18 protein-coding genes are annotated in these 17,836 nt (G+C 43.6%); 14 read left to right on the top strand and 4 right to left on the bottom strand.

The features are described 5' to 3' along the window. Positions 1-249 precede the first annotated feature (249 nt). Both LDM98_RS10625 and LDM98_RS10620 read left to right on the top strand, forming a co-directional pair. A complete protein-coding gene (locus LDM98_RS10625) occupies positions 250-570 on the top strand; it encodes a hypothetical protein (protein ID WP_223899391.1) in 321 nt (106 codons plus the stop codon). 9 nt (positions 571-579) lie between these two features. After that, positions 580-1,905, top strand: coding sequence for an MATE family efflux transporter (locus tag LDM98_RS10620; RefSeq protein ID WP_223899390.1), 1,326 nt, complete (start codon positions 580-582; stop codon positions 1,903-1,905). A 112-nt stretch (positions 1,906-2,017) separates the two neighbouring features. Here LDM98_RS10620 and LDM98_RS10615 read toward each other — a convergent pair whose 3' ends face one another. Then, a complete protein-coding gene (locus LDM98_RS10615; protein ID WP_223899389.1) occupies positions 2,018-2,710 on the bottom strand; it encodes an SDR family NAD(P)-dependent oxidoreductase in 693 nt (230 codons plus the stop codon). Positions 2,711-2,828: 118 nt separating this feature from the next. On the opposite strand from LDM98_RS10615, the gene LDM98_RS10610 reads away from it, so the two are divergent. Both LDM98_RS10610 and LDM98_RS10605 read left to right on the top strand, forming a co-directional pair. Next, positions 2,829-3,071 (top strand): hypothetical protein, encoded by a 243-nt coding sequence (locus tag LDM98_RS10610; protein WP_223899388.1) that lies wholly within the window; start codon positions 2,829-2,831, stop codon positions 3,069-3,071. A 3-nt stretch (positions 3,072-3,074) separates the two neighbouring features. Further along, complete coding sequence (locus LDM98_RS10605; protein ID WP_223899387.1) at positions 3,075-3,587, top strand: shikimate kinase; 513 nt, start codon at positions 3,075-3,077, stop codon at positions 3,585-3,587. 204 nt (positions 3,588-3,791) lie between these two features. Here the strand turns inward: LDM98_RS10605 and LDM98_RS10600 are convergent, their stop codons facing one another. Further along, positions 3,792-4,010, bottom strand: coding sequence for a hypothetical protein (locus LDM98_RS10600; protein ID WP_223899386.1), 219 nt, complete (start codon positions 4,008-4,010; stop codon positions 3,792-3,794). Between the two features lie 56 nt (positions 4,011-4,066). Here LDM98_RS10600 and LDM98_RS10595 point away from each other — a divergent pair, with 56 nt between their 5' ends. Both LDM98_RS10595 and tkt read left to right on the top strand, forming a co-directional pair. Beyond that, the gene (locus LDM98_RS10595) at positions 4,067-4,915 is read left to right on the top strand and encodes a polyprenyl synthetase family protein (RefSeq protein ID WP_223899385.1); all 849 of its coding nucleotides are present in this window, start codon (positions 4,067-4,069) and stop codon (positions 4,913-4,915) included. Between the two features lie 10 nt (positions 4,916-4,925). Beyond that, positions 4,926-6,914 (top strand): transketolase, encoded by a 1,989-nt coding sequence (gene tkt, locus LDM98_RS10590; RefSeq protein ID WP_223899384.1) that lies wholly within the window; start codon positions 4,926-4,928, stop codon positions 6,912-6,914. A gap of 21 nt (positions 6,915-6,935) precedes the next feature. Here the strand turns inward: tkt and LDM98_RS10585 are convergent, their stop codons facing one another. Both LDM98_RS10585 and LDM98_RS10580 read right to left on the bottom strand, forming a co-directional pair. Beyond that, a complete protein-coding gene (locus LDM98_RS10585; protein WP_223899383.1) occupies positions 6,936-7,613 on the bottom strand; it encodes a hypothetical protein in 678 nt (225 codons plus the stop codon). Then, positions 7,613-8,944 (bottom strand): MFS transporter, encoded by a 1,332-nt coding sequence (locus tag LDM98_RS10580; RefSeq protein WP_223899382.1) that lies wholly within the window; start codon positions 8,942-8,944, stop codon positions 7,613-7,615. Before LDM98_RS10580 ends, LDM98_RS10585 begins: the two co-directional genes overlap by 1 nt. A gap of 153 nt (positions 8,945-9,097) precedes the next feature. Between LDM98_RS10580 and rdgB the strand changes: the two genes are divergently transcribed. The 8 genes from rdgB (at position 9,098) to LDM98_RS10540 (ending at position 17,595) form a co-directional block, all read left to right on the top strand. Continuing rightward, on the top strand, positions 9,098-9,691 hold the full coding sequence (gene rdgB, locus LDM98_RS10575; RefSeq protein ID WP_223899381.1) for an RdgB/HAM1 family non-canonical purine NTP pyrophosphatase: 594 nt from the start codon (positions 9,098-9,100) through the stop codon (positions 9,689-9,691). Continuing rightward, a complete protein-coding gene (ciaB, locus tag LDM98_RS10570) occupies positions 9,688-11,517 on the top strand; it encodes an invasion protein CiaB (protein ID WP_223899380.1) in 1,830 nt (609 codons plus the stop codon). The genes rdgB and ciaB overlap by 4 nt, the downstream gene beginning before the upstream one ends. Positions 11,518-11,647: 130 nt before the next feature. Continuing rightward, positions 11,648-12,757 (top strand): alanine--glyoxylate aminotransferase family protein, encoded by a 1,110-nt coding sequence (locus tag LDM98_RS10565; RefSeq protein ID WP_223899379.1) that lies wholly within the window; start codon positions 11,648-11,650, stop codon positions 12,755-12,757. Next, positions 12,758-13,603 (top strand): ATP phosphoribosyltransferase regulatory subunit, encoded by an 846-nt coding sequence (locus LDM98_RS10560; RefSeq protein ID WP_223899378.1) that lies wholly within the window; start codon positions 12,758-12,760, stop codon positions 13,601-13,603. A 5-nt stretch (positions 13,604-13,608) separates the two neighbouring features. Further along, positions 13,609-14,859 (top strand): adenylosuccinate synthase, encoded by a 1,251-nt coding sequence (locus tag LDM98_RS10555; RefSeq protein ID WP_223899377.1) that lies wholly within the window; start codon positions 13,609-13,611, stop codon positions 14,857-14,859. Between the two features lie 16 nt (positions 14,860-14,875). Then, a complete protein-coding gene (locus tag LDM98_RS10550; RefSeq protein ID WP_223899376.1) occupies positions 14,876-15,427 on the top strand; it encodes a DUF507 family protein in 552 nt (183 codons plus the stop codon). Then, on the top strand, positions 15,427-16,545 hold the full coding sequence (gene carA / locus LDM98_RS10545; protein WP_223899375.1) for a glutamine-hydrolyzing carbamoyl-phosphate synthase small subunit: 1,119 nt from the start codon (positions 15,427-15,429) through the stop codon (positions 16,543-16,545). Before LDM98_RS10550 ends, carA begins: the two co-directional genes overlap by 1 nt. Positions 16,546-16,554: 9 nt before the next feature. Next, positions 16,555-17,595, top strand: a complete 1,041-nt coding sequence (locus LDM98_RS10540; RefSeq protein WP_223899374.1) for a D-alanine--D-alanine ligase — start codon at positions 16,555-16,557, stop codon at positions 17,593-17,595. Positions 17,596-17,836: the final 241 nt, after the last annotated feature.

The following is a 17,836-nucleotide window of genomic DNA, read 5'->3' as shown; positions in this document are numbered from 1 at the left end:
ATAGTAAAAAGTATTTGTCATTGGTACAAAAAGGAAGATAAGGTATTTGTTTGGCTTGTATTGATCATCAATATTGCAATGCTTACTCTTGCATGTATGTTATATACATAGAAGAAGAGTGATTGAAATGGCTTAATCTTTAAAATCATTATGAAAAGAAAGCGTAATCCTATAAAATTTCCGGCTCTCTCTTTCATGAAGCGAACGGTGTGCTATAATGCCGCAAAGATACCATAGAGGAATAGAGATATGCAGTACTACGACGATGAACAAAACAAAGCAGGCGCCAAAGTGCTCTTTATGATCGTGCAAATGGTCGTGCTCACTATGGTGTACATCATCATCTATACCTCTTTTGTGGCGGTAGGGTATGCTATAGAAGAGTATAGTCTAAGTTCTGTGATGTATTTCCCCGTGTTTGTGGCACTGGTCATTTTCCCTATTCTCCTTTACAAATATAGACAAATGTTCAATGCAGGCAGGATGATGGGCGCCTTTATATGGACGATGGCCACCGCATCGCTGATCATTGTACTGCTTTATATCTATGTCGCACAGATCGTAGGGTAATGGTTTTTCTTGATACGATTTTTTCCTAAAAAACACCAAAAGATACTCAAGCTTTCGCTCCCCGCGGCAGTGAATTCACTGCTCGATATGCTTCAAGTGATCACGGATCTTATCATGGTGGGACGGATCTCTGCATTTGCCGTGGCAGCCGTAGGATTGGGCTTGCAGTCGCTGATGTTCTTGTTTGCTATACTTTCTTTGCTCCATATAGGTACTTCTGCACTGCTTTCACGTTTTGTGGGAGCGGGGCAGCTCAGGCGTGCCTCCACGGGGCTTTCAACTTTGCTTCAATTTGCTCTCTTTCTCTCTTTGCCTGTGATGGGGTTCTGGTACTTTTTTGCATCCAATGTCTATGTATGGTTTGGCACCGCACCCGAAGTTGTCACATTAGGTGAAGAGTATGTACAAACGTTGACATGGATGTTGCCGTTTGTCCTGGCTAAACTGGTATTTGTCACTGCGCTCAATGCTGCAGGGGATACCAAAACACCTATGCAGATCAAGATAGCGTCCATTGCACTCAATGTATTTTTAAACTACCTGTTGATCTTCGGTAACCATGGGTTTCCACAACTGGGTGTGATGGGTGCAGCGGTAGGTACCGTGATCGTCAACATCCTGGAGATGCTCGTCTATCTGGTTCTCTACCTTCGATATAAAACACCCTATATCCCTGCCTGGCATTACTCCAGATCACTTTTGAAGCGTGCACTGAAAGTGGGCATCCCTGCTTCGTTTGAACGTTCCCTCACATTTGGAAGTTTTATGCTGTGCACGGTGATCATTGCACAGTATGGCACAGAGGTACTGGCAGGATATCAGATAGGGCTTCGTGTGGAAGGACTGGCTTTCATGCCGGGCGTTGGATTTACCATTGCTGCGATGGCACTCATGGGGCAGGGTTTGGGTGCAAAAAAGCCTGAACAGTCCAGGGAGGATGTCATTCTCGTGCTCAAGTATACGGTGGGCTTCATGTTCTTCCTCTCTTTCTTTATGATCTTTATGCCAGAGAAGATCGTATGGCTCTTTACCGATGATGCACAGACCATTGAAGAAGCGAGTCTCTATTTGCGTATCGTAGGATTTTCACAGATCCCGTTGGCCTATAATTTTGTCCTTTCCGGTGCTCTGCGAGGTGCGGGAGATACCAAGCGGACATTGAAGATCAATCTTGTCTCCGTGTGGCTGGTCCGCATCATTCCTGCGTTTGTGTTAAGCTGGTATTTTGAGTCCATCTTGCTGGTCTATATCGCCATGATATCAGATACGTTTGTCAAAGCCACATGGCTCTGGAGGACCTTCGATAAAGGTGAATGGCAAAAGATCAAAGTCTAAATGATCTACTGCATAGCATCTTTAATCTTTATGCCTTTCGAACTAGATTTACCAGTCCTTCAAGACTCAAAGACAAAATCTACTGCACATTAGATCATTGCTCAATCTTGCTTTACATCGTTCTTACATCCAAAAAACTTCCGCTCTCATACGCTAGAAGTTTGGGAAAAGTTGCGATAAGGTTTTCGGCGGCTTCCTCCGCTGTTTGGATAGGGTTCTCTTTGAGCCTTTTGGCTGAAGGGAAGAGGGTATCATCCACTTCTTCTATGATATGCTCGACCATAGGGGTACGGATGACGCCGGGTGCCAGTGCGGTAAAATGGATCTCCGGTAACTCTTTGGCGTAGACACTGAGTAACATGTTGAGACCTGCTTTGGAGAGTGCGTAGGCTCCCCAGCCCTTGGAACCGTTCACTGCAGCACCTGAACTGATACCTACGATCTGTTTGACCTGTGCATGTGCATGGAGGGTGTCTATGAGCTCTTTATTCGCCCAGACATTGATTTCCATGACTTCCTTGGCATCCATGAGGTCAGTCTGGGAGAGTGCCTTGATGTCACCTAACACCCCGGCATTGAGGATCACCATGTCAAATGAACGATGCTGTAAAAACTCTTTGAGTGTCGATTGGATCATGAAAGTATCACTCAGATCATAAGGGAAAAAGAAGAAATGGGGATAATGATCAAGTTTTTTGGATAAAGTTCTGCCTATGGCATAGACACTGTCACCGTTTTTCAAATATTTTTCAGCCAAAGCTTCACCAAGCCCCGAACTCACACCTGTGATCAGTACGTTTTTCATCACTCTCATCCTTTTGTAATATATTTGCCATCTTGATATGATATAATTATATCAGAAAGTAAAAGTCTCATAAAACATGATGTTTTAACGGGATATATTTCATTCAAAAAGGAAAGCAATGAGTAATAAGGAAGTAAAAACTTTAGACCAAAGAATTGAGCGAATTTATAAAATGGCAAAAGAACATTTTGGTGAAGTACGATTTGTAGGGATCAAAAAACATACAAAGATAGGTTGGGTTGCCAAGATACAGTTCGATGAGTTTGAATCTCTTGTTGCTGAAGGTGAAAATGCGGTAGAGGCATTGAAAAATCTACGTAAACGTCTGTCAAGAATCATTGACCGCTACAACATGGTATAAGCTTTGAAAAAGAATATTATCCTTATAGGTTTCATGGGCGTGGGTAAAGGTACGACAGCCCGTGCATTTACAAAAAAATACGGTACCTATATTATAGATACAGATGACCTTATAGAATCCAAAGAGAACAAAGAGGTCAAAAAAATATTTGATAAAAAAGGTGAAGCGTATTTCAGGACACTGGAACAGGAGACTGCCGACTGGATAGAGAAATGTGTGACAGGTACACTGATCTCTTGCGGCGGCGGTTTCTACAAAGTGGACAACCTTAAGAAACTGGGTACGGTCGTGTTGCTTGATGCTTCGTTTGAATGGATACACAACCGTTTGAAAACAGCGAAGAACTCTGAATCAAAACTGGCAAAACGGCCACTTTTTTCAGATGAAAAAAAGGCTAAGAAACTCTATCATGAACGTGAAAAAGCCTATAGAAAAGTGGCGGATGTGGTCATAGATGTGGAAAATCTTACGTTAGAGGAACAGATCAAGCAAATTGCTAAGAAATGTAAGGTTTAAATTTTATTTGATTGACTCAATTGCCTTTTTATTCAATCTATGGCGTTGTTTTTCTCTTCATTTTTTTAAAAAAAACGAAGCAAAGTTAGCAAATGCGGTTCACGTAGTGAAAACTTCGTTAGAAAAAAGCGTCGTGGCTCTCGAATCGCTTTGCTTACAAAGGGCGTTCGCCACAACAGAATTTATACATAATGAGGTTGCTACTTACTTATTTTGTAGACTCCAGTGATCCAACCCTTTATAGGCAGCGGTCAGCAAGCCGAATATCAGTATGGTACTACCCATGCAGTAGGGTGCCTGTTCCATAAATGGGGCCGGTGATCGGGAGATGGTAAAAATAACATATCCCCACACGAAAAAAGCGGTCAAGCCCAGCAGCCGTTTGGTCCATGTGATAAGTAAGAGTGATATTTCTTTTTTCATAAGCTTATTTTATCCAAATTTGATATAATTTCAACAAATAAACTTCGAGAGTATAAATGCAACGATTTGAAACGTATCTAAATGAAAACTTACCAAAAGTACCAAGTTTCCATCCCGTGTATGAAGAAGCACTCGGTGTGATGCTGACTGCCGGGGGAAAACGTTTCCGTCCTATGTTGCTTCTCAATATCGTTGATGCCTATGAGCCTATGCTTTATAACGGTGCATTGCCCGTTGCTCTTGCACTTGAAATGTTCCATACCTATTCGCTTATACATGATGATCTGCCTGCGATGGATGATGCGGACCTTCGCCGTGGACATGAGACGCTGCATAAACGTTTCGATGAAGTGACCGCGATACTTGCAGGAGATGCACTCAACACCGATGCTTTTTATCTCATCGCCAAGGCACCGCTGCGTGCAGATGTGAAAATAAAACTGGTCGAGCTGCTTGCACGTGACGGAGGCGGGCGCGGTATGGTACTTGGACAGGCCATAGACTGTTATTTTGAAAACCAGCCATTGGAGTTAGAACAGGTCAAGACACTCCATAAAAACAAAACGGCCAAACTCATCGCCACCTCTATGCAGATGGGAGCGGTGATCGTAGGACTTGAGAAGAGAGTCCAGGATGCGCTCTATGATTTCGGTATCGATCTGGGACTGCTGTTCCAGATACAAGATGATATCATAGATGAAACGCAGAGTGAAGAAGAGGCGGGAAAACCCACAGGAAACGACAGCGATAAAAATAGCTTTGTAAATCTTTTAGGACTGGAGAAGACGCTTGAAGAGGCAGACACTCTGGCAAAAGATTTGCAAAGACGATTTGAAGACTTCGATAAGAAGCTACAGACAGCTTTACAACCCTTAATGAACACATACCTATACAGACACAACTAAAGGAATAACTATGGCAATGACAGAGCAGAACAAGATGCGCAGAAAGATGGCAAATACGATCAGATTTTTAGCCGCTGATATGGTACAAAAAGCAAATTCAGGACACCCGGGTGCACCTATGGGGCTTGCAGATATCGCAGTGGTTTTGAGTGAAAAACTGAGCCATAACCCTAAAAACCCAAAATGGCTCAACCGTGACCGATTGGTTTTCTCAGGGGGACATGCATCGGCACTGATCTACTCTCTTTTACACCTTTGGGGTTACGATGTGACGCTTGATGATCTGAAAAATTTCCGTCAATTAGACTCCAGAACACCGGGACATCCGGAATACGGGCATACGGATGGTGTAGAGATCACGACAGGTCCTTTAGGGCAAGGTATCGCCAATGCAGTAGGTTTTACGATGGCAGAAGCCTATACGGCGAACCAGGTAAACTCAGAGACCTGTGAACTGATAGACCATAAAGTTTATTGTTTTTGTGGTGACGGTGATTTGCAGGAAGGTATCTCTTACGAAGCCTGTGCACTTGCCGGACACTTGGGACTTAAGGATATGGTGCTTATCTATGACAACAATGAGATCACGATCGAGGGTGACACAAGCCTTGCATGGAGTGAAGATGTCGCAAAACGTTTTGAAGCGCAGAACTGGAACGTGATGAAGATCAACGGGCACTGTTATGATGAGATCGAAAAAGCGTTGGAAGAGGTGCAAACAGCCACTAAACCTACCATTATCATCGCCAACACGATCATCGGTAAGGGTGCAGGTGAGATGGAAGGGTCTCATCATACACATGGGGCACCTCTAGGTGCAGATATTATCGCTGAGTCAAAAGCCAAAGAAGGGTTTGACCCTGAAGCATTCTTCCAGATTCCCGAAGATGTGCTGCTGAGATTCAGATGTGCATTGGAGCAGGGTGAACTTGCGGAAAAAGAGTGGATACACAGACAAAAAGAGGCACCGCTTATCGAGCAGAACGAAGCGTTGGCTAGACTTCTTAACCCTGATTTTTCAGCGATCGAATTCCCGGATTTTTCTGGAGAGGCTGCGATGGCAACAAGAGACTCAAACGGTAAGATCCTCAATGCCATTGCAACAGCGGTCCCTTCTTTCCTTGGGGGGTCGGCAGACTTGGCACCGTCGAACAAAACAGAGCTCAAAGATCTGGGAGATTTCCCTAAAGGAAGAAACCTGCACTTTGGTATCCGTGAGCACGCTATGGCAGCGATTACGAATGCCATGGCACTGTATGGTACGACGATCCCGTTCAATGCAACATTCTTTATATTCGCTGATTACCTTAAACCGGCAGCACGTATCGCAGCATTGACAAAGATCCAAAACTTCTTCGTATGGACGCATGACAGTATCGGTGTAGGGGAAGATGGCCCTACACATCAACCTATCGAGCATATGTCTCATTTCAGAGCATTGCCTAACTTCTATGTATGGAGACCGGCAGATGCAACGGAGAATGTGGAAGCATGGAAAACTGCATTGACCATACAGGCACCGCACGGTTTTGTACTGAGCCGTCAAAAACTTCAAACACTGAAGCCAAAGAGAGATTTCGGAGATGTAAGCAGAGGCGCCTACATTGTCAAAAAAAGAAAAGATGCGAACATGACACTGATGGCTTCAGGTTCTGAGTTGATGCCTTGTCTGAAGGCAGCATGCCACCTGGCTGTACTGGGTATCAAAGCGAATGTGGTTTCTGTACCGTGTCTTGATCTTTTCAATGAGCAGGATGCAGAGTATAAAGCGGCAGTGATCGATCAAAATACCAAAGTACTTGCCGTTGAAGCAGCGACAGGAACAGAGTACTACCGATATGCAGATGATGTCCTTGGTATGGAAAGTTTCGGAGCTTCGGCGCCGGCAGAACAGCTCTTTGAGAAGTTCGGATTTACCCAAGAGGGTATCATGAAACGTGCATGTGCACTAATGGATGTAGCGTATAGAGAAGTAGAACTTGGAGAGTGTAAGCTTTAAGTTTTATGCTTTATGTCTTCATTATTCAGGGGGACAGACAAAGTATCGCATATTGATACTTTGCAGTGGAGAACTCCATCCTATGTAGTAGTTTTTTTCTGCATTTTTTATAACGGTATGGTCTTCTTGAAAATAGTGTTGCAGTACGGTTTCTATAGAGGGACTTTGGCCTTCTGTCTCTGCGATCCAGACAAAGGTCAGTTTTTTTAACTGATGCACTTCTTTACGTTTACGGATAATGGCACGTAACGAGGCTTCAACTTCACAATCGGTAGCTTCTTTATGAAACACAGTGACATCGATAAGCGCTTCCAATCCATCAACACTTTGGATTTTTTTCCAGTAGTCATGTTTGAATTTATTGAAAAATGTCGGTTGAGGAATGGTTTTGTTTTTGGCTACGATAAAGTTTACCCTTTGGATGTACTCAGGTGCGTGTGCAACGATCTGTTCGATCTGTGTATCATCATAGGCACCAGGCGTAAACCCCTCTGTATCTATCAGGTCGTTCTGTGTGAAAAATGCAAGGGATGAGGTTTCTGTGAGCCTGGTTTTTTCATGGACCACAGCGACAGGATACTCTTTTTGACAGCCAAAAGTACTCTCATTAAAGAGAAGATGCAAGGACTCTTGTATCTGTATATGTGAAGCGCTATGCTGCAGTGCCTCTTGGAGCTCTTTGATGAGAGGTATAAGCATCAGCTCAACATCCCTCTGATCTCGTCTTCATCTATGAGGTCTTTTTCATATTTGACGACAGCGATGTTTTCTGTTTCGTTCACATAACTCTCTACGATCGCTTCATGACTTGTCAGAGAAGCAACCCTTTCACGGTCAAAAATGTCTAATGGGAGGTAGACATTTCCTCTGTTGTTCGGGTTTGGCATGGTCGCTACCCAGATGAACCATACGACAGAGATCATGGCTACTACAACGGCCAGGGTTGCTCTGTCATAGTGCTGCATGAGCCAACCTGCAAGCAGGCCACCCAGGAAGATACCCACATAGGCAAAGGTATTGGCTACACCGAGTGCCGCACCTTTTTGATGGACCTTGGCAAACTTGGCCACGAAACTCTGTAAGAGGGGTTCAAACATATTGAATCCGATGAAGAAAAGTACCACACCCACAACAAAGACCCATGCAGCACTGGCAAATCCCATCGCAAGAAAACCTAAGAAAATTACAGAAACCGAGATCATAAAGACCTGTTTCCCTTTGCCGTACTTCTCTCCGAATATGGCTGCAGGTGCCATAGCAAAGAAACCAAAGATCATCGCAGGGAAATAGACTTTCCAGAGTTCAGATTTTTCCCAGCCAAAGCCACCATCCGTGAGCCCCTGTGTCATTACCACCGGAATGATAAAAAATGCCATGGTCATAATAGACGAATGGAAAAGAAAAGTAATATACATACGTGTCAGAGACTTGTCCTTAAAGACCTCTAGCATCTTGGACTCTTCTTCTGCATAGCTGTGTACGATCTTTGGAGGCTGGGGCACGGCAGTAAATAAAATACCTATCGCCATCACTGAAAGCACAGCGGTAAGCCAAAAGAGTTTGTCTATCCCCCAGTGGCCGCCCACGACAGGCGCGATGATCATCGCTGCGGCAAAGCTCAGTGCGATCGTCCCGCCCATGATCGCCATGGCATGTGCCCGCTGCTCTTCTTTAACCAGGTCTGCAACCATCGCTGAGACCACAGAACCGATGGCGCCTGCCCCCTGAAGAAAACGCCCGATAAGCAGCATGTAAATATTGTCACTCATCGCAGCGATCACGGAACCGATAATGAAGATGATCAGACCAAAAAGCAGGGTCTTTTTACGTCCCAGTTTGTCACTTGCCAGTCCGAAAGGGACTTGAAAAGCTGCCTGTGTCAGTGCATAACCCCCTACAACAAGGCCTGCAAGGAAAGGTGTCGCACCTTCCATATCAAGTGCATAGATGGAAAGAACAGGAAGGACGATAAAGAGTCCAAAAAATCTCAGTCCCACGATCAGACTGAGCGGCATGATCTGTTTAATCATAGTGATACCTCTATTTAGATAAAATTTCTCTCATTATATAACGAAATATTTAAGAGTAGATGATAAAGGTAAAGATCTCTCATCTCTCGAAAACGAGGAAGCCGGAGTGGAAGGAATGTCCACACGGTTTCACGCTTTGCAAAGGAGACTGAAATGCGTATCGTTCTAGCGACAGGAAACAAGGGGAAACTGCGTGAATTCAAACAGATGTGTGAAGATGAAGTGGTCGCTTTTTCCGAACTTTTAGGTGAATTCGATATCGTAGAGGACGGTGATACCTTTGCGGCCAATGCACTCATAAAAGCACGTGCGATCTACGAGAAGCTTGGGGAAGAATATCTGGTAATATCCGATGACAGCGGTATCTCTCTGCCACTACTTGACGGAGCTCCGGGTATTTATTCAGCACGCTATGCAGGAGAAGGTGCCACAGATAAAGAGAACCTCCATAAACTTATAGAAACACTTAAGCAAAAAGGGGTCAAGTCCACACCGGCATACTATACGGCAGCCATCGCCATCGTCTCCAAATATGGAGAGTATGTGGTGCATGGATGGATGCATGGGGATGTCATAGATGAAGTGAGAGGGGACAAAGGGTTTGGGTATGACCCCATCTTTATCCCTTCAGGATATGACAGAACGCTGGGTGAGCTGGATGATGATGTGAAGAAAAAGATATCACACAGGGCACAAGCATTGAAGTTGGCACAACCGATCATACAAATGTTAAAGGGGAAAGCATGAAAAAACAATTTATGGAAGATCTGCAGGTCATTTATGACGAATTACAAAGCAGACAGGCAAGTCTTAATGCCTACTATGAACTTTTAGATAAGGGACATGACAAAGCCAACGAGGTTGTGGATGCTTTTTTAACTCTCATCGATATACCCAGAGATGATGATGCTACGATGGCTGCACTGACACGTATCGTTAATCTTCGTGAAGATGCGCTGGAACAGGTATTGGAAAAACATGGTTGTTCTGAAGATGAGATCAGAGTGAAAAAAGAGTTGGCATACGGTTTTGTCAGTACGATGCATATCGCACGGCATGAAAATTTCATTGCATGGGTAGAGGAGAAGCAGCTTCTTACCCCTTTTTACCGTTCATTGATGTTGGGTGTACACCATGTTGGTCTTGCTATGAGCGTCTGGCAAAGCCACTGGACACACCATATTCTTTATTCTGTGAACCTTGAGCTCAGTGAAATGTTTCATGGGGATGATGCAAAAGTCTTTGAGATGCTTCAGAACGAGTCTCTGTTAGATACGGACGAGAGCGGTTCTGTAGGTGACAGGTCTTACTCTGTACTTAAAAAAGAGGATGGGGGGTATAAAAGCATTGCCTATGCGGAAGCATTTCCTGAAGAGGTGGCAAAAGTGACGACAGCACTTGAACAGCTCATTGCACTTTTGAATCAACAGGAAGATGATGTATTTGACCAGAAAGCAGAATGGATAGCCTATTTTACAGCGCTCAAAATCGCTTTTACGCATACCAAAACCGATGAACTCATAGGTAAATGGGCAGATGTGGACAGACGCTGGATGGCGGTTACGACACCATTGCAGGTAGGACATCCGTTAGAGTATTATGAAGATCATTATAGAAAAGCTGTTGCGTTGGAATGGGATCTGCGTATCGTCAATCCCAAATTACAAGAAGGCTCAAGTACCCGTAACAACATTAAGCTTTTTGCCTATGAAATGGCAAAAGATTTCGGTGAAGAAGCCCTGCATACGATGAGCAAGAATCTTTTACAGGTGGATCAAACCCAACTCTATATAGGTCAGCCCGTCCTTTATTACGGAGCAGAGTTCAATGGTCTTTTCTCGGCACAGGTCGTACCGAACGATGAACAGGTTTCCTCAGAACTTGGGAAAAAGATCTTTGCGTATGCCGACTTTGTTATGGCGTCTAAAAAATCCAAACCCATCATGAAACTTTCAGTTGAAACAATGGGTGAGGATTTTGTGAAGGCGCAAAGAGAGCTTATTGATACAGATCCTGATCTTTGGCAGGAGATATACGATATCTCTACGGTAGGACATGAATACGGTCATATCCTCTGGATAGATGAAGATACGGAAAAAAAGATGAACTGCTCGGGGCAGTTTAAAAATATCGAAGAGTTTAAAGCCACTTCAGGCGGTTTGATGGCGTTTTTCCATAATGAACGTGAAGCACTTAAAGATCACATTGTCGATGACCTTGTCTCCCGCGCAGTAGGGCTGATGGCATGGCGTGAAGTCGGTGAAGTCCTGCCGTATTATTGTGAAGGGTTGATCCATCTTGATATCCTCTTCAGCTCGGGTATCATCACCTATGACAGAGTGATACACATCGACTACGGCAAGTATGAGCAGATGAAAGAAGCCTATCAGAATGCCTATAGAAATTTGGCAGAAAATTATCTTTCAAAAGTGGATGCAATGCTCTATTTGAGTACCTATGCACGTAAAGAAAATGGCGTATTTTTACCGGTAAAAGAGGAGATCAGAGCGTTTGTAGAGCACTATTATGCAAGATATAAAGAGATAGGTCAGCAAACTGTCGTACTTTCGTAAAAACACGGCAGAGGGGAGTTCCTTCTCTTCTGCGATTATTTAATTATTTTCCTTCACCATTCTCTAACCTCATTTTCGCTATAATCCACGTAATTATGCCGTCTTTTGAACGGTGAAAACGAGGATGATTATGCTACTTTTTACCCCAGGACCTACACCAGTACCGGAGTCTGTACGCCAAGCTATGGCAACACCTACGTTACACCACAGAACACCAGAGTTCGAGGCTATCTTTAAAGAGGCCCGTGAAAGACTTTTAAAACTTTTCGGCATGGATGAGTGTGTGATGATAGCCTCTTCGGGTACAGGTGCGATGCAGGCATGTATGTTGAACCTCTGTAAGACAAAAGCATTGACGGTAAACGCCGGGAAGTTCGGTGAGCGTTTCGGCAAGATCGCTGATGCAATGGGAAGAGATAAAGTGGAACTCAGCTATGAGTGGAATACGCCTTGTTCCGTCACTGACGTTGAAAATGCTTTGCATGAGAATGCAGATATCGATGCGATCTTCATCCAGGTATGTGAAAGTGCCGGCGGACTTCGCCATCCTGTAGAAGCGATCGCGAAAAGAGCCAAAGAGATCAACCCTGATATCATGATCGTAGCGGATGGTATCACAGCGGTGGGTGTAGAGCCTATCGATGTCTCGAATATCGATGCACTGGTCACGGGAAGTCAAAAAGCATTGATGCTTCCTCCTGGACTTGCTATGATCGGTCTTTCAAATGCAGCAGTTGAGAAGATAGGTTCAGGGACAGATTATTATTTTAATATTGCTACAGAGATCAAAAAGCAGCAGCAAAATACTACAGCATGGACGGCAGCTACGACACTGATCATTGGGCTCAATGCCATCTTTGATGCGATCGATGAAGAGGGGATCGATGCCTTATATGCAAATACGGCAGCAAGAGCAGCAGCAACACAGGCTGCGCTTGAAGCGATAGGTTTTTCTATGTATCCGCAAACACCGGCACCGTCTATGAGTACGGTGTTCGATGAAGATGCAGAGCCAATCAGAAAACTCCTTAAAACGAAGTACGGGGTAAATATGGCAGGAGGCCAGGACCACCTCAAAGGTAAAATATTCCGTATCAACCAGATGGGGCTTATTCCTGTCTATGAGTCTGCATGGGTAGTGAATGCCATTGAGTTGGCATTGGCCGATCTGGGCAGAAGAGCGTTTGACGGTACGGCAAGCCGTGTCTTTAACGAAACGTATTTTAAGAAGAGTAACTAGATGATATTTGAACATGAGATCCCCAGTGGGAGCAGGCTTTATTTTGGCCAAAGTGCCAAAGTAAAAAGAGAGATAGAACGTATCGCAAGTGAAACCTTGGAGGGGCTTGGATTTGAAGAGATCGTTACACCGCTCTTCTCTTACCACCAGCATGAATGTTTCGAGGATCAAAAGCTCCTGGTCAGACTCAATGATGCAGAAAATCACGAAGTCACCCTACGTGCAGATTCAACGGCAGATGTGGTACGTATCGTGACAAAAAGACTGGGGCGCAGTACAGAGTCTAAAAAGTGGTTTTATATCCAGCCCACGGTCACATTCCCGACAAAAGAGCAGTATCAGATCGGGGCAGAAGTGATCGACGGGCGCTTTGAAGAGATCGCGGAAACCACAACAACGCTTTTAAAACAGATAGGGTCAGCACCGGTGATGCAGATAGCCAATATACGTATCCCTCATCTTTTAAATGAAAAATACGGGGTCTCTTTGGACGTATTGAAATCAATGCATGTGGAACAGATCATGGCGGCAGATCTGCCTTGGATCGAACAGCTTGTAAGAATCAATGCAGTCAGTGATCTTGAAGATCTGAGCCCGTTCCCTGATGACATTAAAGCGGAACTTGAAAAGATCAAAGAGGCAACAGATAAAGTAGCGTATAACAACATGGTGATCTCCCCGCTCTTTTATGCGAAGATGAGATACTATGACTCTTTGACATTCAGAATGTTTGAAGGCAACAGTCTTTTGGCAATGGGCGGGATATACACCATAGACGGCGTAGAAGCAGCAGGATTTGCACTCTATACAGATGAGTGTATCAGTAATAAAATGAACAGAGGATAAGGTAGATGAGTAAAGCAGATTTGATCGTAGGTCTCCAGTGGGGAGATGAAGGAAAAGGAAAGATCGTTGACCATATGGCACAGACACATGACTATGTATGTCGTTTTGCAGGTGGCCATAATGCCGGGCATACGATCGTCATAGGTGACAAGAAGTATGCGCTCCACCTAATTCCTTCCGGTGTACTTAATCCCAAAGCAAAAAATATTGTAGGGAACGGTGTGGTACTCTCTCCCAAAGATTTTATTAAAGAGATGGAGCAGTTCGATAACCTGGAAGGAAGACTTTTCCTTTCAGACAAAGCCCATGTACTTTTACCTTACCATGCCCAGATCGACCAAGCCAAAGAGCATCTGAAGGGTGACAAAGCCATAGGAACAACGGGTAAAGGTATCGGACCTGCCTATGGGGATAAGATCGCCAGGGTAGGACATAGACTGGGAGAATTGCTGAATCCTGAAAAGCTTACGGCAAAGATCATAGAGTTTTTTGCACTGAACCAGCCTATCTTTGATGCGATGGGTGTTGAAGCTCCGAAAGAGTCAGAACTTTTGGCTGAACTGGAAGGGTATAAAGCCATACTGGGACCGTTTATCACAGATACGACGCAAATGATGTGGGAGATCATGGATGATGGGAAGAAGATACTTCTTGAGGGTGCACAGGGAACGATGCTTGATATCGATCATGGTACCTATCCGTATGTCACCTCTTCAACAACTGTGAGTGCGGGTGCCTGTTCAGGCCTTGGTATCAATCCAAAAGACCTTGGAAAAGTTACAGGTATCGCAAAAGCGTACTGCACAAGAGTAGGAAACGGACCTTTCCCGAGTGAAGAGTTTGGCGTACAAGGTGACACGCTTCGTAAAAATGGGCATGAGTTCGGTACAACGACAGGACGTCCGAGAAGATGTGGCTGGTTCGATGCAGTAGCGATGCGTCATGCGGTACGTGTGAATGGTGTGGACCAGGTAGCACTGATGAAACTGGATGTACTGGATGGTTTTGATGAAGTAAAAGTATGTGTAGCGTATGAAGTAGATGGCAAAGAGATCAACTATGTACCGTATGAACTTGATGATGCAAAACCGGTCTATAAAAGTTTCCCGGGTTGGGATAAAACAGAAGGTATAAGAGAATTCGATGCCTTGCCTGAGACAGCAAAATCATATATTTTAGCACTAGAAGAGATGATAGGAACAAAGATGGGGATCATCTCGACAAGTCCAGAGCGTGAAGATACAATAATTCGATAATAAATAAGGGGTAGCAATGAGATTAAAACCACAACAGACTGGGTATGTAGCAACAAAAATAGGGATAGATCTAGCCAATGCACCTTTTATCGCTCTGCCAAAAGGAAGAGAAGCAGTGGTTGCTGCAGCAAAAAAGATCATAGACGAAAACCTTGAAAAAGAACGTGCTCTTGATGAAAAGGTCAAAAAGATCCTTGATGAGAATTATGATGAGATAGAGTTTCAACATGCCGATGAGAGACAGCTCTTTTTTATGATCAAAAAGAAAATGGCTCCTGAATATGGTGTGATCATGAACTATGATGACCGATATAATGACCTGGCACACCTTATCCTGGATGAATTGTATGAAAACTACCTTGCGGAATATACTGTGAATGAAAACCAGGTGAAGAATGTGATCTTTAAATCTTTCAAAGCCTTTGCAGATGCCTATGATGAGATAGATGATATTGTCTATACAAAGATCAAAGGGATGGAGAGAGAAGTGGTCCCAGGTTCCCAGGACTATGAGCTGCTCTATGAAAGATTGTATCAGGAAGAACTTTCCAAGAGAGGTATGCTGTAATGAATAAGATATCTTTGTATTTTGAAAACGGATTGATGCTTGAAGCAAAAAGTTTTGGTGCAGAGGGTACAGCTGTAGGAGAGATCGTATTTAATACATCCATTACAGGATACCAGGAGATCACGACAGACCCTTCTTATGCAGGACAATTTGTGACATTCACGACACCTGAGATAGGCAATGTAGGGTGTAATGCACAAGATATGGAGAGTAGAAATGCTCACTGTAAAGGCATCATCGTACGCAGTTATCAGGACCGTCCCTCTAACTTTAGATGTGAAGAGACCTTGGCAGCGTTGCTCAAAAGAGAGAATGTACTGGGCATCACAGAGATAGATACGCGTTTTTTAACAAAAATGCTCAGAGATGAAGGTGCGATGATGATGGTAGCCTCCACTGAGATACATGATGAGGATGCACTGAAAAAAGTGTTGGAATCTTCACCCCGTATCGAAGAGGTGAATTACATTGAACAGGTGAGCACTAAAGAGAGTTATCTCCATCCTGAAGGACGTTACAACACCACGACATTCCAGTATGATACACCCAATACCACAAAAAAGATCATTGCATTTGATTTCGGGGTCAAAAGAAATATCCTCAATGAACTGACGCATGCAGGTATGGAAGTCACGGTTGTACCCAACTCTATGTCAGCCGAAGAGGTCATTGCCAAGGTTGATGCAAAAGAGTGCGATGGTGTATTTCTTTCAAATGGACCTGGCGACCCGATCATTTTAACAGACGAACATGAGAAGATCAAAAAACTTATTGCTCGCAAAATACCGATCTTCGGTATCTGTCTTGGACACCAGTTGCTTTCTATTGCTCACGGCTATGATACGTTCAAGCTGAAGTTCGGACACCATGGCGGTAACCACCCTGTGAAAAACGTAGTTACAGGTTCCATAGAGATCACGGCACAGAACCATAACTATAATGTACCTGACGACATTACGGAAGTGGCGACTGTCACACATATGAATCTTTTTGACAATACGATAGAAGGGCTTAAATACAATGATTCTCCGACCATGTCGGTACAGCATCACCCGGAAGCAAGCCCCGGACCGCATGAGAGTGCCTATATCTTTGGCGAATTTGCCAAAATGCTTTAAGGAAGAGAGATGAAAATAGCGATATTGTTTGGTGGGTCCAGTTTTGAACATGAGATAAGTATCGTCTCCGCCATTACAATGAAAAAAGTCTTAAAAAACGCTACGCTTCTCTATATCTTTGTGAGCAGCAACAGAAAATTCTATCTTATGGATACGCAGAAGATCAATTCCAAACTCTTTTCATCGGGTGAGTATAAAAAATCAAAAGCATTGACACTTAAAAACGGCGGTTTCCAGATAGACGGTATGTTCGGAAGCAAGCCTGTAGAGTTTGATGTGGCATTGAATCTTATCCATGGAAGAGACGGAGAAGATGGGAAGATAGCATCACTGATGGAATTCTATTCTATTCCTTTCATCTCTCCTCGGATAGAAGCGTCGGCTCTCTCTTACAACAAACTCTATACCAAGTTCTTAGCTCAGAGTCTAGGCGTCAAAACAGTAGCCTATGAGTATCTTTCTAAAAATGACGAGAGAAAGATATCGATGGATTATCCTGTGATCATCAAACCGGTCCGTTTGGGCTCCAGTATTGGTGTGAGTATCGTAAAAGAAGCTTCAGAACTTGACTATGCGCTTGATGTGGCATTTGAATTTGACACAGATGTGATCATTGAACCTTTTATCGAAGGGGTAAAAGAGTTTAACCAGGCAGGGACATACACGGATGAGTGGGAACTTTCCATCATAGAAGAGCCGCACAAAGAGGAGTTCCTGGATTTTGAAAAAAAATACATGGACTTTTCCAGAGATTCACAAGTCTTGGCAGCGGATATTTCAGATGCGCTAAAAGCAAAGATCCAAGAGAGTTTCAAAAAGATCTATGATCCTCTGTTCAGAGGAAGTATCATCCGTTGTGATTTTTTTGTTGTAGAGGATGAAGTCTTTCTCAATGAGATCAACCCTATTCCGGGTTCCATGGCCAACTACCTGTTCGAAGATTTTGAAGGCATGGTAGAGAGACTCTCAAAACATCTGCCTAAAGAACAACATATAGCGGTAGATTACCAATATATCCATTCCATCCAAAGTGCAAAAGGCAAAGCCTAAACTTTTCTGACGATACGTCTTCTAGTCTCATTCTCCACACTATCAAAATACGTAAGGGAAAAGTGTAAACTTTTCCTTATATCTAAGCCTTCTACAAAATTACTTCACCTCAGATAATATTAAAAATTATAAAATATTATATATAATTAAAAAAATTACTTTCTGTAACTTAAAAGTCTTATTTATCAATTAAATATACTTTAATCAATATTTTTTCATTGCCATTTAAGTGATTGTGCCA

It is taken from the genome of Sulfurovum sp. TSL1 (assembly GCF_019972135.1).
Lineage (GTDB): Bacteria > Campylobacterota > Campylobacteria > Campylobacterales > Sulfurovaceae > Sulfurovum.
This window is presented reverse-complemented; position numbering and strand designations above follow the sequence as displayed.

Bases quoted from the DNA above. Each gene is read 5' to 3' on its own strand.
- LDM98_RS10585 (WP_223899383.1), bottom strand. From the start codon at position 7,613: ATGCTTATACCTCTCATCAAAGAGCTCCAAGAGGCACTGCAGCATAGC.
- ciaB (WP_223899380.1), top strand. From the start codon at position 9,688: ATGAAAAAACAATTTATGGAAGATCTGCAGGTCATTTATGACGAATTA.
- LDM98_RS10550 (WP_223899376.1), top strand. From the start codon at position 14,876: ATGAGATTAAAACCACAACAGACTGGGTATGTAGCAACAAAAATAGGG.
- LDM98_RS10625 (WP_223899391.1), top strand. From the start codon at position 250: ATGCAGTACTACGACGATGAACAAAACAAAGCAGGCGCCAAAGTGCTC.
- LDM98_RS10580 (WP_223899382.1), bottom strand. From the start codon at position 8,944: ATGATTAAACAGATCATGCCGCTCAGTCTGATCGTGGGACTGAGATTT.
- LDM98_RS10610 (WP_223899388.1), top strand. From the start codon at position 2,829: ATGAGTAATAAGGAAGTAAAAACTTTAGACCAAAGAATTGAGCGAATT.
- LDM98_RS10540 (WP_223899374.1), top strand. From the start codon at position 16,555: ATGAAAATAGCGATATTGTTTGGTGGGTCCAGTTTTGAACATGAGATA.
- LDM98_RS10560 (WP_223899378.1), top strand. From the start codon at position 12,758: ATGATATTTGAACATGAGATCCCCAGTGGGAGCAGGCTTTATTTTGGC.
- LDM98_RS10565 (WP_223899379.1), top strand. From the start codon at position 11,648: ATGCTACTTTTTACCCCAGGACCTACACCAGTACCGGAGTCTGTACGC.
- carA (WP_223899375.1), top strand. From the start codon at position 15,427: ATGAATAAGATATCTTTGTATTTTGAAAACGGATTGATGCTTGAAGCA.
- tkt (WP_223899384.1), top strand. From the start codon at position 4,926: ATGGCAATGACAGAGCAGAACAAGATGCGCAGAAAGATGGCAAATACG.
- LDM98_RS10615 (WP_223899389.1), bottom strand. From the start codon at position 2,710: ATGAAAAACGTACTGATCACAGGTGTGAGTTCGGGGCTTGGTGAAGCT.
- LDM98_RS10595 (WP_223899385.1), top strand. From the start codon at position 4,067: ATGCAACGATTTGAAACGTATCTAAATGAAAACTTACCAAAAGTACCA.
- LDM98_RS10555 (WP_223899377.1), top strand. From the start codon at position 13,609: ATGAGTAAAGCAGATTTGATCGTAGGTCTCCAGTGGGGAGATGAAGGA.
- rdgB (WP_223899381.1), top strand. From the start codon at position 9,098: ATGCGTATCGTTCTAGCGACAGGAAACAAGGGGAAACTGCGTGAATTC.
- LDM98_RS10600 (WP_223899386.1), bottom strand. From the start codon at position 4,010: ATGAAAAAAGAAATATCACTCTTACTTATCACATGGACCAAACGGCTG.